General features: G+C 57.5%; 14 protein-coding genes and 1 pseudogene. 7 read left to right on the forward strand and 8 right to left on the reverse strand.

Features of this window, described 5'->3' with window-relative positions; translation table 11 throughout:
• Positions 1-114: 114 nt before the first annotated feature.
• Positions 115-1,048, reverse strand: a pseudogene (locus tag CLAM6_RS18220) (IS30 family transposase).
• 386 nt (positions 1,049-1,434) lie between these two features.
• Between CLAM6_RS18220 and CLAM6_RS10655 the strand changes: the two are divergent.
• The 5 genes from CLAM6_RS10655 to CLAM6_RS10675 all read left to right on the forward strand — a co-directional run bounded on the left by CLAM6_RS10655 (position 1,435) and on the right by CLAM6_RS10675 (position 6,938).
• Positions 1,435-2,367 (forward strand): 4-hydroxyproline epimerase, encoded by a 933-nt coding sequence (locus CLAM6_RS10655; RefSeq protein WP_153636046.1) that lies wholly within the window; start codon positions 1,435-1,437, stop codon positions 2,365-2,367.
• Between the two features lie 83 nt (positions 2,368-2,450).
• Positions 2,451-3,398: a dihydrodipicolinate synthase family protein gene (locus CLAM6_RS10660; RefSeq protein ID WP_153636047.1), complete on the forward strand. Its 948-nt coding sequence runs from the start codon at positions 2,451-2,453 to the stop codon at positions 3,396-3,398.
• Positions 3,399-3,472: 74 nt separating this feature from the next.
• Positions 3,473-4,474 carry an Ldh family oxidoreductase gene (locus CLAM6_RS10665; RefSeq protein ID WP_153636048.1) on the forward strand — a complete coding sequence of 334 codons (1,002 nt, stop codon included), beginning with the start codon at positions 3,473-3,475 and terminating at the stop codon, positions 4,472-4,474.
• Between the two features lie 29 nt (positions 4,475-4,503).
• Positions 4,504-6,081: an aldehyde dehydrogenase (NADP(+)) gene (locus tag CLAM6_RS10670; RefSeq protein WP_153636049.1), complete on the forward strand. Its 1,578-nt coding sequence runs from the start codon at positions 4,504-4,506 to the stop codon at positions 6,079-6,081.
• Between the two features lie 185 nt (positions 6,082-6,266).
• Positions 6,267-6,938 (forward strand): GntR family transcriptional regulator, encoded by a 672-nt coding sequence (locus CLAM6_RS10675; protein ID WP_153636050.1) that lies wholly within the window; start codon positions 6,267-6,269, stop codon positions 6,936-6,938.
• 294 nt (positions 6,939-7,232) lie between these two features.
• Here the strand turns inward: CLAM6_RS10675 and CLAM6_RS10680 are convergent.
• The 4 genes from CLAM6_RS10680 to tnpA form a co-directional block, all read right to left on the reverse strand.
• Positions 7,233-8,407, reverse strand: a protein-coding gene (locus tag CLAM6_RS10680; RefSeq protein ID WP_242007794.1) for an IS3 family transposase whose coding sequence is annotated in 2 segments (ribosomal slippage) — positions 7,233-8,152 and positions 8,152-8,407 — 1,176 coding nt in all. Because the reading frame shifts where the segments join, the coding sequence is not laid out codon by codon here.
• Positions 8,408-8,831: 424 nt separating this feature from the next.
• Positions 8,832-10,361 (reverse strand): IS66 family transposase, encoded by a 1,530-nt coding sequence (tnpC, locus tag CLAM6_RS10685; RefSeq protein WP_153636051.1) that lies wholly within the window; start codon positions 10,359-10,361, stop codon positions 8,832-8,834.
• A gap of 92 nt (positions 10,362-10,453) precedes the next feature.
• Positions 10,454-10,744 (reverse strand): IS66 family insertion sequence element accessory protein TnpB, encoded by a 291-nt coding sequence (tnpB, locus tag CLAM6_RS10690; RefSeq protein WP_153636052.1) that lies wholly within the window; start codon positions 10,742-10,744, stop codon positions 10,454-10,456.
• A gap of 40 nt (positions 10,745-10,784) precedes the next feature.
• Complete coding sequence (tnpA, locus tag CLAM6_RS10695; protein ID WP_156941220.1) at positions 10,785-11,138, reverse strand: IS66-like element accessory protein TnpA; 354 nt, start codon at positions 11,136-11,138, stop codon at positions 10,785-10,787.
• 357 nt (positions 11,139-11,495) lie between these two features.
• Here tnpA and CLAM6_RS10700 point away from each other — a divergent pair, with 357 nt between their 5' ends.
• Together CLAM6_RS10700 and nhaC are read left to right on the forward strand one after the other, a co-directional pair.
• On the forward strand, positions 11,496-12,824 hold the full coding sequence (locus CLAM6_RS10700) for an NAD(P)/FAD-dependent oxidoreductase (RefSeq protein ID WP_347237585.1): 1,329 nt from the start codon (positions 11,496-11,498) through the stop codon (positions 12,822-12,824).
• A 33-nt stretch (positions 12,825-12,857) separates the two neighbouring features.
• A complete protein-coding gene (gene nhaC, locus CLAM6_RS10705) occupies positions 12,858-14,303 on the forward strand; it encodes a Na+/H+ antiporter NhaC (protein ID WP_153636055.1) in 1,446 nt (481 codons plus the stop codon).
• A 318-nt stretch (positions 14,304-14,621) separates the two neighbouring features.
• Here nhaC and CLAM6_RS10710 read toward each other — a convergent pair whose 3' ends face one another.
• From CLAM6_RS10710 to rfbA, 3 genes are all read right to left on the reverse strand, one after another.
• On the reverse strand, positions 14,622-15,290 hold the full coding sequence (locus CLAM6_RS10710) for a DUF938 domain-containing protein (RefSeq protein WP_153636056.1): 669 nt from the start codon (positions 15,288-15,290) through the stop codon (positions 14,622-14,624).
• 198 nt (positions 15,291-15,488) lie between these two features.
• The gene (locus CLAM6_RS10715; protein ID WP_153636057.1) at positions 15,489-16,541 is read right to left on the reverse strand and encodes a glycosyltransferase; all 1,053 of its coding nucleotides are present in this window, start codon (positions 16,539-16,541) and stop codon (positions 15,489-15,491) included.
• Positions 16,542-16,867: 326 nt separating this feature from the next.
• The gene (rfbA, locus tag CLAM6_RS10720; RefSeq protein ID WP_153636058.1) at positions 16,868-17,794 is read right to left on the reverse strand and encodes a glucose-1-phosphate thymidylyltransferase RfbA; all 927 of its coding nucleotides are present in this window, start codon (positions 17,792-17,794) and stop codon (positions 16,868-16,870) included.
• Positions 17,795-17,811: the final 17 nt, after the last annotated feature.

The following is a 17,811-nucleotide window of genomic DNA, read 5'->3' on the forward strand; positions in this document are numbered from 1 at the left end:
CGGGAGAGCACGCTCTTCACCACCATTACACTCGAGGGGTACTGATAGCGGATATTCGGTTACGCATTGAACTCATCGACACGTCCCCAGCAGTCACAAGTTCCAAGCGCAACGTTATTGAAGGGGGCTTGGGCTGCCGAAAGATTTCTTGGGGACCTCGGCGTAGGCTCCCAGTGGGGATTGCCAGTGCAGGATCTAGCGAAGCCGTGTGTTCAGTGAGCCGGCGATCCCGTCGAGCTCTACCTAGCGGTAGACGGAGATAGTCGTGCCCTTTGGCAGATACTGCCGCAACAACCCGTTGGTGTTCTCGTTAGAACCTCGCTGCCAGGGCTATGCGGGGCAGCGCACTAGATCGCCGTGCCGGTCTTCTGAGTGGTCTCGACATGTTCCACCATCGCTTTTCCATGATCCCAGGCTATGGGGAAGCGTAGCGATCACAGCACCTCGTTTAGCTTGTCGCTGAAGTCAACGGCCGCTGCGGTGGTGCCATCCACTTTCGCCAGAATCCCCCATCGTGTGGCGCGTTCCACCAGCGTACCGACGGCAGAGCGATTGTTGGCGCCAATGATGAGATCGCCTTCCCAGTGGCCGAACATCAACTACCTTCGACCTCAGGCGGTTGCAAGTGAATACTGATCAGATCGGGATTCTGGTTGCACCGATGCAGACGATGACTTAGTGGCCGGCGCTTGCCATTGCCTTGTCGCAGCCAAGCGATGAGTTCCTTTTGAGGCTACCGCGGGGCATCACATAGAACGCGTTATAGATGGACTCGAGCGAGACCTGTCGACGTGAATCGATTGGTGGCATGCGCTTCAGTGTGCGGACTATCTGTTGCGGTTACCAGTACTTACGCAGTAGATAAACCACGACTTCAAACAACTCCCCGGCGGGGTGCAGCTTGGGGCGTCGAACGAGCCCGGTACCCTGCTAGGCTGGCATCGTGGCTATTGCTGGAGTAGCGAGCGATTTCTCACGATACGGTACTCGGTGCACAGCCCAGACGGTGGGCAATAGCTCGGACCGGGTGAGTCGCTCTCATCATCATGATAGCGGCTCGGCCTTCAGCAGAAACATAGCGATAGCATTAGTTCATGCCAACACCGTACCTGATGGTTCACGTGTTGCACTTGGTCATTGAGTCCGTACTCCCTAGGCCCCCGATACACTCCAGACGCATTCCCGTTCTCCTCTCACAACCAGTCACGCTCTACTTTAGTCTCCCTTTCCCATCCTGCGCGCTTAAGCCTGATCCTCAGCCAGCCCAATAACCATGCGGCTTTGCACTTCACTGGTCCTCCTCCTCTCCTATCGCGATGCCATATGAAGCATAGGCGCCTCTTCCTTTCTCTCATTGAAGATTGTATAAAATATAAATCATCCAAAAGAGGCGCACCATGCCCTCGTCCACCACAACAACTCCAAAGGTGTCCCATGAAGCGTGTGCATGTCATTGACTCTCATACTGCCGGTGAGCCCACGCGCCTGGTGCTTGATGGATTCCCAGCTCTCAGCGGCAGCACTGTAGCCGAGAAACTCAATGATTTACGTGAGAACCACGATGCTTGGCGACGGGCTACCGTTCTTGAGCCGCGTGGTAATGACGTGCTGGTGGGAGCACTACTGTGCGAGGCCACGACCCCGGACTCCCTGTGCGGGGTAATATTTTTCAATAACAGTGGATACTTGGGCATGTGTGGTCACGCCACGATGGGGTTAGTCGCCTCTCTCGCTCATATAGGAAAGATCACCTCAGGCACTCATAAGATCGACACCCCGGTAGGAACCGTAACGGTGCAACTAGATGAAGATGGCGCAGTTACCGTTCACAACGTGCCCTCGTATCGCTTCCGGAGAGAAGTAGAAGTAACGCTTCCGGAGCATGGGATCGTTAAGGGGGATATTGCCTGGGGGGGCAACTGGTTCTTTTTGATCAGCGACCATGGCCAGCAACTCAGCTTGGAAAATGTTGATGCGCTAACAGAATATACCTGGTCTGTTAGGCAGGCATTAATTCAACAAAATATACAAGGGGAATGTGGCGGTGACATTGATCACATCGAGCTATTTGCAAAAGGAAATAATGCCGATAGCCGAAATTTTGTACTGTGTCCGGGAAAAGCCTACGACCGCTCACCATGCGGTACTGGGACAAGTGCGAAATTAGCATGTCTTGCGGCTGACGGTGCGCTGCCCCCTGGCCACACTTGGCGGCAGGAAGGTATCTGTGGTGGTATATTTGAAGCCTCCTATACACAAGAAGGCACTGACCTAATTCCCTCTATCAAAGGGCATGCCTATATCAGTGCAGAAAGTATATTAGTAATTGATGACAATGACCCCTTCGCCTGGGGAATACACCACTAGTGCGGTTTCATACAACCGCATACAACAATACGGTAGCTCTAAAGAGCTCGCATTAAACACCCTCTATAAAAATAGGATAAACAATGAACCATTCCATTTTTACTGGCTGCATCCCGGCTCTCATGACTCCTTGCAACTCAGAACGTCAGCCTGACTTCGACGCACTTGTTGCGAAAGGTCATGCACTGATTGAGGCCGGCATGAGTGGTGTCGTGTATTGCGGCTCCATGGGGGATTGGCCGTTACTGACAGAAGCGCAGCGACAAGAAGGCGTGGCACGACTGGTAGAAGCGGGGATACCGACGATTGTGGGCACTGGCGCAATCAACTCAAAAGAAGCGGTGTCCCATGCTGCACATGCACATAAAGTCGGCGCCGCCGGTCTCATGGTCATTCCTCGTGTGTTGTCGCGTGGCTCTTCCATTACCGCACAGAAGGCGCATTTCTCGGCCATCCTGGAAGCCGCACCTGACCTTCCATCCGTGATCTACAATAGCCCTCATTATGGCTTCGAAACACGCGCCGACTTGTTCTTTAATTTGCGCAAAGATCACCAGAACCTGATTGGTTTCAAAGAATTCGGTGGTGCAGAGGCACTTCGCTATGCCGCAGAAAACATTACCTCTCAAGATGAAGATGTGACTCTGATGGTGGGTGTCGATACTGCGGTCTACCATGGCTTCGTCAACTGTGGTGCAACGGGAGCGATCACTGGTATCGGTAACGCACTTCCCAAAGAAGTTCTCAAGATGGTGGAACTTAGCAAGAAGGCCGCCAAGGGAGATGCCACTGCACGCCGCCAGGCCCAAGAATTGGAAGAGGCCCTAAATGTTTTATCCTCTTTCGATGAAGGAGCCGATCTCGTTTTGTATTACAAGCACCTGATGGTCATCAATGGAGATAACGAATACGCCTTACACTTCAATGAGACAGACAAACTGAGTAAATCTCAGCAACGTTATGTAGAGATGCAGTACGACCAGTTCCGAAGCTGGTATGCACAGTGGTCAAAGGCAGAAAACCTGGTCTAACTCTCCGCACCTTGCTCCATTCATCATCGGCCCCTCTCGAAAGGGGCCGATGCATCTGTCGTGAGGAGTTGAGCATGCATCCTATAACGCTAGAAGAAGCCCATACGCTGGCCTTGAACGTATTGAGTCGCCAAGGGTTCAGCCAGGAACAATCCCAGGCACTGGCCCGTGCCGTTGTCGCTGGCGAGCGTGATGAATGCCGATCGCATGGCCTTTATCGATTGCTCAATTGCGTCAAGACACTCACCGCTGGCAAAGTCAATGCAGAAGCCGCACCGGTGATAGACGACATTGCTCCCGGTGTCGTCCGAGTCGATGCTCAGGGCGGTTTTTCCCAGCTCGCCTTCGAATCAGGCTTGCCTTTACTCGCCTCCAAGGCTCGGACACAGGGTATCGCGGCAATGGCGATCAATCACTGCGTCCATTTCTCTGCCCTGTGGATAGAGATAGAAGCCATTACCGACCACGGGTTGGTCGGGCTTGCCTGCAACCCAAGCCATGCGTGGGTCGCCCCGGCGGGTGGAATCTTGCCGGTACTCGGTACCAACCCGCTGGCCTTTGGCTGGCCTCGCCCTGCCAACCCACCTTACATCTTCGACTTTGCTACCAGTGCCATCGCGCGAGGGGATATCGAGCTACATCGGCGAGAGAACAAGGCATTGCCGGAAGGCTGGGGAATTGATCGTTGTGGTCATCCCTCTCGCGACCCTGAAGCCGTGCTGGAAGGCGCTATGTTGACGTTTGGCGGCCATAAGGGGTCTGCCCTGTCCACCATGATTGAATTGATTGCAGGTCCCTTGATCGGGGACCTGACCAGTGTCCAGTCACTCAAGCATGATGCAGGGGCAGGAGGCTCCCCGTACCACGGAGAGCTACTGATCGCCATGGATCCGAAGCGCTTTCTTGGCGAGAAGACGGAACACTTCCTCCAACAAGCCGAAGAGGTGTTCGCCTCCATTACATCACAAGGTGCACGCCTCCCCTCACAGCGGCGTTACGAGGCACGCGCACGCTCTCAGCGCGAGGGTGTCTGGCTACCTGACCATCTTTATCAAGAATTATCATCATTACTGTAATCCCCCTCTTACTACTGCGGAGATTTAATATGCTATTGGAAGGAAAGATGCTAATCGGTCAATCCGCGATACTGGGTGACCAAGCCCCTATTTATGCCATCAACCCTGCTGACAATCAGCAACTCAGTCCCGCTTATCCAGGTGGCAATTCATCCGATGTCAACAAGGCTTGCCTATTGGCAAGCGACGCTTTTGAGGTTTATCGCTCAACGTCGATCGAGAGGCGCGCACAGTTCCTAGAATGTATTGCCGAAGAGATCGAGTTGCTAGGTGAGCACCTCACTCAACGTGCTCTTCAAGAAACTGGACTCCCGTCAGCGCGCCTTGAGGGAGAGCGTGGAAGGACTTGCGGTCAACTTCGCATGTTTGCCAATACGCTCCGCACCGGGGAATGGCTCGATGTGCGGATTGATCCAGCACAGCCAGAGCGGGTTCCCCTGCCTCGTGCAGATCTTCGACAGCAACAGATTCCACTAGGGCCAGTCGCCGTATTTGGCGCCAGCAACTTCCCACTGGCCTTTTCTGTCGCAGGGGGAGATACGGCTTCAGCACTCGCAGCAGGCTGCCCGGTGATTGTGAAAGCTCATTCTGCCCACCCCGGCACCAGTGAAATGGTCGGCCGGGCAATACAAAAGGCAGTGAAACGCTGCGAGCTGCCTGAGGGCGTCTTCTCTCTGATATTTGGATCAGGACGTGAAGTGGGCCAGGCGTTAGTGAAGCACCCAGAGATTCAAGCCGTTGGGTTCACCGGCTCGCGTAGCGGTGGTACCGCCCTACTGAACCTTGCCCAAGGGCGTGCGCAGCCCATCCCCGTCTATGCAGAGATGAGCTCAATCAACCCCGTCATCTTGATGCCATCTGCACTTGAATGTCGCGCCGAGTCACTGGGCTCAGCATTTATCGCCTCGCTGAACATGGGAGCAGGTCAATTCTGCACCAACCCGGGCCTTTTGATCGCCCGACGTGGTGCTTCCTTGGATGCCTTTATCAGTGCAGCACGCCAAGCCGTAGAGCAAAGCACCTCCCAAACGATGCTGACCCCAGGCATCCATGACGCCTATGTGAAAGGTGTCGACGCACTGAAGCGCAATGACAAGGCACGTGAAATCGCTCGTGGCACTCAAGGCGAGGCAGCGAATCAATGTTGCACTGGCTTATTTGTGACCACTGCGAAAGATTTCTTGCAGGACGCCTCACTGCAAGCCGAAATCTTTGGCGCGACTGCGCTTATCGTAGCGTGCGATAGTGATGAGGAACTTCGCAGCATTCTCAAAGCCCTGGAGGGCCAGCTGACAGCAACCCTTCAGATGGACGAGGCCGACTATGCTCTCGCCTCAAGCCTACTCCCGATATTGGAACGAAAAGCCGGCCGCATCTTGGCCAATGGTTGGCCAACAGGCGTAGAGGTTTGCGATGCCATGGTGCATGGCGGCCCCTATCCGGCGACATCAGATGGACGATCAACCTCTGTTGGCACTGCCGCCATTCAGCGCTTCCTGCGCGCGGTGTGTTATCAAGATCTCCCTGAGACCTTACTGTCAGATGCGCTCAAACAGGGGAACCCCCTCTCCCTGAAACGCTTGGTGAATGGTAACCGCGAACAATGAGTTCCCGTGCATTACTGGTGACAGGCCTCGCCGGTTGTGCACCCCAGACACGCCATGTGTGCCTGGGATGAGGAGCTCAATGGGCGCAGCACTCTACCTCGAGGCTTCTACGCTGTTCGACAAATAGACTTCTGGGACTCCTTGTATACAATGTGCAAACTTACATCCGATGACAGGGAGTTCCCATGGCAGCGTTCAAGACTCGAGCTCAACTCGTCGCTGACGACCTGAGAAGCCGCATCCTCAGCGGTGAGTTCAAAGGGGGGACTCAACTGCGACAGGATGCACTGGCTAGCGATTATAGTGTCAGTCGCATTCCTGTCCGCGAGGCGTTGCTAACCCTAGAAGCCGAAGGACTTGTAGAATTTCATGCTCACCGTGGCGCTTTCACCACGGAGCTATCCATCGCCAAGATTCAAGAATTATTTGACCTACGAGTCTTGCTGGAGACTTACGTACTCCGACATTCTATCGATCATTTGACAGTGCAAGATTTAGAGAAAGCGGAGTCAATTCTCAATAAATACGATGAAGCATTGGATTCCCGCGGTGAGATTGATAATTGGAGCGAATACAATTTTGCTTTCCACCAAACGCTATATGCGCCCGCCAACTTGCCAGAAACGATGGCACTGATTAGCCACCTCAATACCAAGTCTGATCGCTACATTCGTATGCAGCTGCTGTATACCCAAGAGATCGAAAAAGCAGAGCGCGAGCATCACGCACTCTTGGAATTCGCACGCCACGGCAAGATCGAAGAGGCTTGCCACCTCTTGGAAGCCCACATCAAGGAGGCCTGCGATGGCATTATTACGCTTCTGGAGAACCGCACGCTCCCCGAGCAACGCCTCTGACCTGCCCCCCTCGCAGCGGGGCGCTGATACGCTGTCTCGGCGTAATCAGAGCGATCGTGGCTCTGTAGAGCATACTTTTATTCGCTAGCGTCGCATTTCCTTCGTGACGACGGGCCCACTATATCAGCGGGCGCTTTCCAATAGCGAAGCTCCCTCCCACCGCCCCGCGCAACTCGCCGGATAGGGGGCAAAGGTGCGCTATTTCCGCCCGTCCTCTTTACCTTTACCGTTTTCTTATCCCGGCCTTAGATGTCCGATCCGATACCAGCCGCTGATCATGAGCACGTGTAGTGGTCAAGTGCTTTTGGCCACCGAGCTTTGAGCATTCCAGTAGTTCTTTTCTGCCAAATTCGGCGGTATCCCATCGTTATGCTTGTGCGGCCGCAGGCTGCTGTAGTAACCGATCATATAATCAGTGACAGATCGCTTCGCCGCAGCAACATCGGGATAGCCGATCTCTGGTATCCATTCCGTTTTCAGGCTTCTGAAGAAGCGCTCTGTTGGGGCATTGTCCCAGCAATTGCCACGGCGACTGAGACTCAGTGTCATTCGGTAGCGCCAGAGCATCTGCCGGAATGCCCGGCTGGTGTACTGGCAACCCTGATCCGAATGAAACAGGATATTCCGTGGCTCTCCACGCGATTCGTAGGCCATGGTCAGCGCTTTCTTTACCAGCTCCGTGTTCGGCGATAGGGACAATGCCCACCCCACGGGTTTACGAGCATACAAGTCGATGACCACTGCCAGATAAGCCCAGCGTGCCCCTGTCCAAATATAGGTAATGTCGCCGGTCCATACCTGATTGGGCTTCTTTACATCGAACTCCCGATCAAGAACATTCGGTATATCCAGGTGTGGCTGATCAGCCTTCTTGTAGGCGTGCCTCGGCGGCTGCGAGCTCATCAGCCCCAGCTGCTTCATCCGCCTGCTGGCCCGATAACGACTCAACTGTATTCCTGCCTGCGTGACCATTTTTGCAATGCTGCGAGCGCCGGCAGAGCCGTTACTGATGGTATGCGCCTCGACAACCTGATCCAGCAGCTTCTGCTCAGTCTCACAAGGTCTTCTATCCCGACTACGCCAAGCCCGGTAGCTACTGCGATGCACCCCAAACACCTGACACAAGTGCTGCACCGCGTAGCTCTCTTCAAGTCGCTCGATTATCGAGAATTGCTCAGGGAGTCCGACATCAAGAGAGCGGTAGCCTTTTTTAATATTGCCTTCTCTTCTTCCACTCGCCGCAGCTTGCGCTTCAGTTCCTGGATCTCACGCTGTTCCGGCGTCAGAGCCTCACCTTTCAGCGACGCCTTGCCTGCTCGCTCAGCGCGAAGCCTGCGAACCCAATACTCCATGGTGGATTTGCCAACTCCCATAGCCTCACACGCCGCCTTCAGCGTGTAGCCCTGGTCGACCACGAGCTGGGCCGCTTCCAAGCGAAATTCCGGGCTAAACGTTCTCTTCTTCGTCATCATCTGCACCTGATTGTCTCTGTGAGCCATCATACACTCAAAGTCAGGTGGCCAGATTCACTGTGCCACTACAACGCTTCGCCAAGTGGACAGGTGCAGGTAAAACCAGGTACCCGAGGGCCCAAGCACATGCCTAACGAATGCGCTATCGCTTCATGAATCGCAGACGAATGCCTGCCGCCATGCTCACTCAGGCCTGCCCAAGCCTAAACGCCCCCCCCCCCGATGACTGATACGCCAATGTATCCCAATTTCCCTTTCGCGTAGCACACGCCTCCTGCCCCCAGCCTCGCGTCACTCGCAGGCATCTTGCTCCCCCTTACCACGTCATGATTGATACGCCTCCTGCTTGGCGGCGCGGCCAGTCACCTGGCCTTATCGGTCCAATGAGTGTAAGCGTTCGGGCATCACCGCTTGCGAGTGATCACGCAGTATGCTGCCAATGATGGGGCAGAAGTTCGTGCACTTGGCTAGCCTTTTGGGTCGGCAGCCTTTCCAGCACATTCTTCAGGTAGGTATAGGGCTCATGGCCGTTCAGCTCGGCACACTGAATGAGGCTCATGATGGTGGCAGCACGCTGGCCACTGCGCAGAGATCCGGCGAACAGCCAGTTTGAACGCCCCAGCGCCCAGGGGCGAATCAGATTCTCCACCCGGTTGTTATCGATCGGCAACGCGCCGTCATCCAGGTAGCGCGTCAACGCCGCCCAGCGCTTCAGGCTGTAATCCAACGCTTTCGCCGTCGCCGAACCATTCGGGACCTTCTCGCGATGCGCCAGCATCCAGCGATGTAGCGCATCGGCGATGGGCTTTGCTTTCGTCTCCCGCAGCTGTTGACGCTCTTCCGCACTGAGTGACTGTACCTCACGCTCCACCTGGTATAGCTGACCGATCAGTTCGATAGCCTGCCCGGCGATCTGGCTCTTGCCAGCGACGTGCAGATCGACAAATTTACGGCGGGCATGGGCCATGCAACCGATCTCGGTAACACCGTTGGCGAAGCTCTGCTTGTAGCCGCTGTAGTCGTCACAGACCAGCTTGCCCCGCCACTTCCCGAGGAAGTCGCGGGCATGTTGACCGCCACGTCCCTCGCTGAAGTCGTAGATTACGGCCTTCAACCCGGCATACGGGGTGGTGGCGTAGGCCCAGAGATAGGCGCGATGCATCTTCTTCTTGCCAGGGGCCAGCATCGGTACCGGCGTTTCGTCGGCATGCAGCACCGGCTCGTTGAGCAACACTTCACGCAGTGCATCGATCAGCGGCTGAAGTCGCACCCCGCAGGTGCCGACCCACTCGGCCAGGGTGGAGCGCGGAATCGCTACGCCGGCGCGGGCGAAGATCTGCTCCTGGCGATAGAGTGGCAGGTGATCAGCATATTTGGCGATCAGCACCTGGGCCAGCAAGCCGGCGGTGGGGATGCCCTTGTCAATGATCTGCGTCGGCATCGGTGCCTGGGTCAGTGTCTCGCATTGGTCGCAGACCCACTTGCCACGGATATGCCGCTCGACGTGGAACACGCCCGGCGTGTAATCCAACTTCTCACTGATTTCCTCGCCGATCCGCCTCAGCTGACAACCACACCGGCAGTGATCATTCTCCGGATCATGATGAATCTCGGTGCGCGGTAGCTCGGGAGGTAAGGGCGTGCGCTTGGGCGTCTTCCTTGCCACTGGCGTGGCAGCAGTGAAGTGGAGCTCTTCCAGCTCGGTCTCGATGGCAGCAATGTCGGCGTCCACCCCTTCCTCCAGCAGGCTGATCTGCAGGACATTGAGCTGCTCGCTGCGCTTGCCGAAGGCGTGGCGCTTGAGCAATGCCATTTCATAGGTCAGCTTTTGATTGACCTGCTCGCTGTGGCGTAGCGCTTTCTCCTTTGCCTCCACCTGCGTCATCAGCGTTGCCGCCAAGTGGCGGAGCTGATCGGGAGAGAGTTGAGTCAGGTCGGGGGGCGTCGTCATTCCGCCAGTATGCCAGCCCGCCGAAGGCAGTGGGATTGGCGCATCAGCGAATAGCGGGCCGGGAGGTTCTGTGCCGTACCTGGCCTGGCGTGTCAGACGACAGAGATGACGCCGTCGGTGCCGAGACGCTGCCAGGGTAGGCCCTGCACCAGTGCCATGGCCTGCTCGGGGCAGAGCTCGACGCAATCGCCATGCCGGTTGCCAGCCCAGTGGAACTTGCCCTGGTTCAGGCGCCTGGCGCACAGCCAGATGCCCAGACCATCGTGGACCAGCACCTTCATGCGGTTGCCACGCCGGTTGGCGAACAGATAAGCACAATGCGGGCGAACCGCGCCGAAGACCTTCACCACTCGGGCCAACGCAGTGTCCGGACCGGCCCGCATATCCAGGGGGCGGTAGCCAGCCAGATTTCGTCGATGCGGATCATGCGAGCAGCTCCCGAATCAGAGATCGACAGGTGTCGGCCTCCGAGGCAGGCCACTCGATGACCATCGGGCCGTTGGGGTGCGGGATGGTGAGGCGAATAGGGTCCGCCACCTGATGCTGGGGAGTGGCCGGTGACAACTCGCGAGTCATGGGAACCGGTACAAATGCCGGTATTTCTGGCACAGCCGTTTGCTGACGGGTGGTACGGATCCAATTGTGGACCAGGTTAGCATTCAGGCTGTGCTCCAACGCCACTCCGGCAACGGAGGCACCGGGTTGCTGACACGCTTCGACGATCCTGGCCTTGAAGGCGGCAGTGAAGCGGCGACGCTTGCGAGGAACTTCCAACACGCTTGATTCCGTCATGATAAGTGTCCACTTATTGATAGGTGGACATCTAACGTGACGGAATTCAGGACTCTGCGGTAGATGGGATCACCGGTCGCTTACCAATGAGTCATCCCCCCAACGGCCCGTTCGTCTTGCCACACAAGAATGGCGCGACCGTCGCTCCCTCAGTGACTGCGCAATATCGACGAGCATTCGAGCAACCACGATCGCCTCGTTCTAAGCAGCGCAGGCGTTTGGCCTCTTCCCTCTGCGCTGGGTGATGCGCCCCCGATGTCCGAGTCGGGGGCAACACTAGCGACACTCCCCCGACTTTAGTCACAGGGTTATTGCTCCGGACGATCGGCTAACATATATTTTATACAATCGACAAAACAACAACGCAGGTCAGACATCATGAGTTCGGTAAACCGCACACAAGCGGCCGTCACAGCAGGTGACGACATCACGATCGTCGGAGCAGGGATTATCGGCGTGGCCTGCGCCTTGTCACTGGCTCGCCAGGGGGCAAAAGTGACAGTCATTGACCGCCAGCTCCCCGGGTATGGCGCTTCTTGGGGGAATGCCGGTCACATGGCCACCGAGCAAGTCTTCCCGATTGCGGATGCCAGCCTACTGAAAAAAATTCCGGGAATGCTGACAGACCCCATGGGGCCTCTGCGTCTGGATTGGCGATACCTCCACCGCGCGACCCCTTGGTTCGTCCGCCTCTTACTCAACCTGCGCGCGAGCCCTTACGCCGATAGCGTTAAGGCATTGCGGGCTCTAAATGAATCCAGCCTGGAGGCCTGGCGCACATTGCTCTCGTCTATCGGGGCGCAGGACCTCCTCAAGGACCATGGCTCGTTCCTGATCCATGAGCATGCCAGCACCCGCCGTGACCTCATGGCCATCCACGCCCGGATGGCCGCACAGGGCGTAGCCGTCGACCTATGGGAAGGCGCAGCGATCCGTCAACAATTGCCCGCCCTTTCTTCCCGGATACAAGGCGGCTTGTACTTCGCAGAGACGGGCCATGTCGTCAACCCGTTAACGGTGACCGAGGCGCTAGTGCGTGCAGCGCGGCAGGCAGGTGTCGAATTTCAGAAGCAGGAAATCGTCGGAGGCAAACTGACCTCCAGCGGCGTGGCATTGCGCACGCATGATGCGCAAACGCTGGAAGCGTCCCGTGTACTGATCGCCTGTGGCGCGCATTCCGCCGTCCTGACCAAGGCCCTGACGGGCATCAACGTCCCGCTGGATACCGAGCGCGGCTATCACTTGATGCTGCCGAGAGAAGCGGACCGCCTTCCCAGCGCCGTCACATCACTCGAGCGCCGCTTCATCATGACGCCCATGCAAGATGGACTTCGTCTGGCAGGCACCGTCGAATTTGCCGGACTAAAACGACCGCCAAACATGCAACGCGCCTGGCAACTTCACAAGTTGACCGAAGGATTGTTTGAGACTCCCCTCGACCCAGCGAATGCCACGCCATGGATGGGCTTCCGACCGTCACTGCCAGATTCGCTCCCGATTATTGACCAAGTACACGGCGGCAAAGTGCTGTTGGCCTTCGGTCATCATCACCTTGGTTTGACGCAAGCTGCGATCACCGCAGAGATGGTCGCCCACCTCGCGGGCACGCGTCAGCCTTCCCTCACAAGTGCCCTCCCCGAGATGACGCCCTATCGGCTCACTCGCTTTTAATCGCAATAACGACAACAACGCAAAGGAGAGACCATGTCTACCACTACGGGCCCAATACGGCTGCCAACTCTCAGTGAGGTACTGGCCGTGATGGTTGGATTCATTGCCATCATGTTCCTGAGCATCAATGTGCTCCAGCTTCCCATCCAACTGGCACTCTTTGCCTCATGGTTCCTGGTCATGGCGCTGGGACTTAGGCTCAAGGTCAGTTATGCCAGCATGCAGGAAGGCCTCATCGATGGCATTCATAACGGTATGGAGGCCGTACTGGTATTGACCACAGTCGGGGCACTGATCGGGACATGGATTGCCGGAGGGATTGTGCCTAGCATCATTTATTACGGGCTAACGGTCATGAATCCGCAGATATTCCTGTTTGCGGCCTTCGTGATCTGCGCACTCACCTCGCTGGCCACCGGCACCTCCTTCGGGACGGTCGGGACAGCCGGGGTAGCCATGATAGGGATCGGCCACAGCTTTGGCATACCGCTGCCGCTTGTCGCCGGTGCGGTGATCTCAGGGGCCTATGTCGGCGATAAGATGTCGCCGTTGTCCGATACCACCGTCATGACCGCCTCACTTTGCAAAGTCAGTCTGATCGACCATATTCGCTCGATGATGCTCGTCAGTGCACCCGCGATTGTCATTGCCTCGATCATGTTTCTCATCGTGGGCTTCTTTTATGTGAATGGCGACGTCGATACCTCACGCGCCACTCTCGCTATGCAGGCCCTGGAAGAGCACTTCACGATCAGCCCTTGGCTGCTCTTGCCTGCTGTGGTCATTATCGCTCTGCTGACGCGGAGCTACCCGGCGATCCCGGTCATTACCTTTGGCGCACTCCTGGGGAGCGCCTGTGCCTGGTGGGCGCAAGGGATCAGCCCGGTTGAGGCGATCCAGATCGCCTATGTCGGCAACGCGATGCATTCGGATGTCGAGTTTCTCAATACCCTGCTCAATCGAGGGGGCATTGATTCCATGCTGGGGGTCGTCGTGTTGATTCTCTTCGCACTGGGGCTGGGCGGATTGATGGAGCGTATCGGAATTCTCAAAGCCATCAGTGAAGGCTTCCTACGCTGGGCCAGCAATCCTGGGCGCCTGACGCTCTCTACCATGCTGGGGGGCTTCTTCGGTAACTTCTTCGGCGGAGCCGCCTATGTCTCGTTGATTACCGCCAGCACGATTACCGAGAAAAACTACGATGACCAGGGCATCGACCGGCGTGTCCTGTCACGCAATGCCGAAGCAGGGGGGACTGTCACGACACCGATGGTGCCCTGGACGGATGGTGGGGTCTTCATGGCGACCACGCTAGGTGTCTCCACACTGTCGTATTTGCCCTTCCTCTGGTATCACATGCTGGTCTTGGCCATCACCTTGTTGTACGGCTACGCCAACATCGCAGTATGGCGTACGACGCCTGGCGCCAATAGCGCCACGCCCCCTGCCGTGATGCCCGCGCCGCAAGCGGCAAGTTGACGCCACTCCCGCCCCTCGCATGACCTGGCCAGCCTCCTTGAGGCTGGCCTTTTTGACGGCCATCCGCGCCGCGCCTTCCTGACCGCCACCGGCTTCGCGCCTGCCTCGGCGCTCCTCGACCGCTCACGTCTACATCACGGCCCTTATTGAAGGTGAGTCGGCAAATCAAGCGCTTGCGCACTGCCTGGGTGACGCGTTTCCCACCCTAATACACGACAATGCCCCGTCCTGTTACCAGGACGGGGCATTGTCGTAGTGAAGGGATCACAGGAGGTGAACTCACCCCCTCTGACGGCCCGCTGGCCGCCAGCGAAAGCGCTAACGCCGAAAGACCACACTCAGATTGTTCGCCGGCATCTCGACCACCTTGTCGAGCGTCAGACCATTGCGCTCCGCCTCCTCGATGACCGCTTCCAGATCACGCACGCCCCATAGCGGATTGCGGCTCTTGAGCTGCACATCAAAGCCTTCGTTGCTTAGCGCCGAGTGCTGCCCTCCCCGCTTGTAGGGACCGTAGAGATACAGCACGCCGTCCTTCGGGAGGCGTCGACCGGCCTGCAACATCAGCTCGGACGTGACCCGCCACGGCGAGATATGGATCAGATTGATCGCCACCAGCGCATCGCAGGCCACCTCAGGCCACTCGGCCTGCACATCCAGCGTGATCGGCGCCTTGAGGTTGGGCAAGGCGGCTTCGGTGCGCCAATCCGCGATGGACTCCAGCGCACGCGGACTGGCATCGCTGGGCTGCCACGCCAGATGAGGCAGTCCGTGGGCGAAATGCACGGCGTGCTCACCGCTACCACTGGCCAGTTCCAGCACCTCACGCCGCTGTGCCAACACATCGCGCAGGACATCTAGAATCACGTCACGATTGCGGGCGACCGCTGGGCTGGCGAGACGCTGGCTATGCGCCACCTCGACATCCTTCTGCGATGACTGCGACGCTTCGCCAGACAAGTCATCGGGTAACTCGGGGGTGGCCATGCAGCACTCCTTTCAACAGGCAAATGACTCAGAACGAAAAGTTGACTAAATCATAACAAAGCGCCGCACCCCTGAGGGGCGCGGCGCTTGAACGAACAGTGATTGGGCAGCTATCTCTTTATGGCTATCTCGCTCGGGCTTTCTCGTCCAGGCTATCTCGTTTCGGCGATCTGTAGCAGGCCATCATGGATGAGACCTCTAGCGGGCACGCGCCACCGTCGAACGCGCGCGCCAGAAATCCAGTACCCGCAATGGGTCGCCCACTTCATGGGCCTTGTGTTGCGCGTTGTGCGCCATGGCACGCGTCGCATCACGATCGCCCAAAAGGCGTTCCAGGGCGGCAGTCCATTCTGCTGGATCGTCCCCCACCAACAGGCCATCGACACCGTCCTCGATCAGATTTACATAGGGCGCCCGGTGACTGTAGATGCCCACCCCGCCCATGCGGGTGATATCGAGAAACCGTAGCCAGGAGGCGGCGCGATTGCCGGAGTTTTCCATCAAGGGCGCCAGGCCGATGGCGATCCGGCGCCGCGAACAATAATCCTGAAAGGCCTCCCAGCTGACGGCCTCCATCGTCTTGAGTCGGGGAATATCGCTGAGCGCCAGCGGCAGATGACGGCCCATCATCAATTCCACCTCGCTATCTGTATGCCGAGTCTGGATATCGCGCAGTACCGGGGCCAACGTGAGGATGTCCTCCCGATGCGCCAGAGTGCCGTGGAAGCCGATGCACCAGTCGCTCTGCTCGAGATGGTGAAGATCCGGCAACTTGCCGGTCAGTGGCGGGGCCAACAGGCTGACTTTGGGATGCAGGTTCGCTAGAGCGGCCTCCAGCTGCTCACTGACCACGATGATCTCATCCGCCAGCGCGAACAACCGCTGCTGCAACTGAGCGGCTTCAGCCTCAGAGCCTGCTTCAGGGTTGGAGGCGCCCTGCTCCGCTGCCGACGGCTCAGGGGAATACAGATGATCGACGAGGTAGCAGATACGACCGTGCTGCTCACGATGTGCTTCCAGCATCTCGATCCATTCTCGCCCCAGGCTACGCGCGATCAGCAGACAGGCGCCGGAGAGGCGCGCCTGGGCAAGTTTGGGGGAGAACTTCCAACGGCGGGTTTCAAAACGCTCGACACGTGTGCCTTCCTTGCGCAACGCGGCCATGGCAGGCAGGAAGAAGTAGATATCTTCCAGCGCCTGGGCTTCATCACTGAGTACGATCCAACGAGGAGTGGTCGGGAAGGCGGTCATGTCAGTCTCCTTTACTCGAGGCATTCATGGTCCCGGCACGTTCGGCGTCACCGCCGAACAAGCGCGAGCGAGAGCACACACTGACCCTGGGACGCTTACTTTGAGCTTAATGATTTCTGGGTATCACACCACCCAAATTTTGCTGGTGTGTAGCAGATGTAATCAACGTGTTACCTGCGTTGGGCGCTGAATCGTCGCTGGCAGCACCTGATCGAGCGGCCTCAGGCCCAGAAACGACAAAGCCCGCAGGGTAAGCTGCGGGCCTTGGGGGGGTGATGAACCCGATGTCGAATCGGGTCATGTGCCTTGGGTGAAGCTGACTCTTATCACGCCACGCGTATCAATTCGTGGCGGTCTTCACCGAGTGCCGTAGCGCGGCGCACATCCTCCAGACGCTTGAGCAGGTACTGCCCATAGCCTGTCTTGCTGAGACGCTGGCCGAGCGCGAACATCTCATCGTCATCGATCCAGCCATTACCCCAGGCGATCTCTTCCAGACAAGCGATCTTGAGCCCCTGACGATGCTCAATGGTCTGCACGTACTTTCCAGCTTCCAGCAGGCTGTCATGCGTGCCGGTATCCAGCCAGGCGAAGCCACGCCCCAAGCGCTCGACATGCAGATCGCCCCGCTCCAGATAGGCATTGTTGATGCAGGTGATTTCCAACTCCCCCCGGGAAGAAGGCTTGACGCGCTTGGCGATCTCCACGACATCGTTGTCGTAGAAATAAAGGCCTGTCACCGCGAAGGGCGAACGGGGATGGGCAGGCTTTTCTTCGATGGAAAGCGCCTTGCCCTGCTCGTCGAACTCCACCACGCCAAAGCGCTCCGGGTCCTGTACCAGGTAACCGAAGACGGTCGCCCCCGTGGCGCGAGATGCGGCATGCTTGAGCTGCCCCGTGAAGTTGGGGCCATGGAAGATGTTGTCCCCCAGCACCAGGCAGACATCATCCTCACCGATGAAGTCCTCGGCAATCAGGAAGGCCTGAGCCAGCCCATCCGGGCTAGGCTGCACGGCATATTCAAAGCGAACGCCATATTGCTCACCACTGCCCAGCAGCTGCTGATACTGCGGCAAGTCCTCAGGCGTCGAGATGATCATGATGTCCTGGATGCCGGCCAACATCAGGACCGAGGCGGGATAGAAGATCATCGGCTTGTCATAGATAGGCAGCAACTGCTTTGAAACGCCTAACGTGATCGGGTGCAAACGAGTCCCGGAGCCCCCCGCTAGAATGATGCCTTTCCGTGCCATGTTACGCTCCCTGTCCC

The organism is Cobetia sp. AM6 (assembly GCF_009617955.1).
GTDB lineage: Bacteria > Pseudomonadota > Gammaproteobacteria > Pseudomonadales > Halomonadaceae > Cobetia > Cobetia amphilecti.

Excerpts from the sequence above, each read along its gene's own strand:
- CLAM6_RS10655 (WP_153636046.1), top strand. The coding sequence starts at position 1,435 with ATGAAGCGTGTGCATGTCATTGACTCTCATACTGCCGGTGAGCCCACG.
- CLAM6_RS10660 (WP_153636047.1), top strand. The coding sequence starts at position 2,451 with ATGAACCATTCCATTTTTACTGGCTGCATCCCGGCTCTCATGACTCCT.
- CLAM6_RS10665 (WP_153636048.1), top strand. The coding sequence starts at position 3,473 with ATGCATCCTATAACGCTAGAAGAAGCCCATACGCTGGCCTTGAACGTA.
- CLAM6_RS10670 (WP_153636049.1), top strand. The coding sequence starts at position 4,504 with ATGCTATTGGAAGGAAAGATGCTAATCGGTCAATCCGCGATACTGGGT.
- CLAM6_RS10675 (WP_153636050.1), top strand. The coding sequence starts at position 6,267 with ATGGCAGCGTTCAAGACTCGAGCTCAACTCGTCGCTGACGACCTGAGA.
- tnpC (WP_153636051.1), bottom strand. The coding sequence starts at position 10,361 with ATGACGACGCCCCCCGACCTGACTCAACTCTCTCCCGATCAGCTCCGC.
- tnpB (WP_153636052.1), bottom strand. The coding sequence starts at position 10,744 with ATGCGGGCCGGTCCGGACACTGCGTTGGCCCGAGTGGTGAAGGTCTTC.
- nhaC (WP_153636055.1), top strand. The coding sequence starts at position 12,858 with ATGTCTACCACTACGGGCCCAATACGGCTGCCAACTCTCAGTGAGGTA.
- CLAM6_RS10710 (WP_153636056.1), bottom strand. The coding sequence starts at position 15,290 with ATGGCCACCCCCGAGTTACCCGATGACTTGTCTGGCGAAGCGTCGCAG.
- CLAM6_RS10715 (WP_153636057.1), bottom strand. The coding sequence starts at position 16,541 with ATGACCGCCTTCCCGACCACTCCTCGTTGGATCGTACTCAGTGATGAA.
- rfbA (WP_153636058.1), bottom strand. The coding sequence starts at position 17,794 with ATGGCACGGAAAGGCATCATTCTAGCGGGGGGCTCCGGGACTCGTTTG.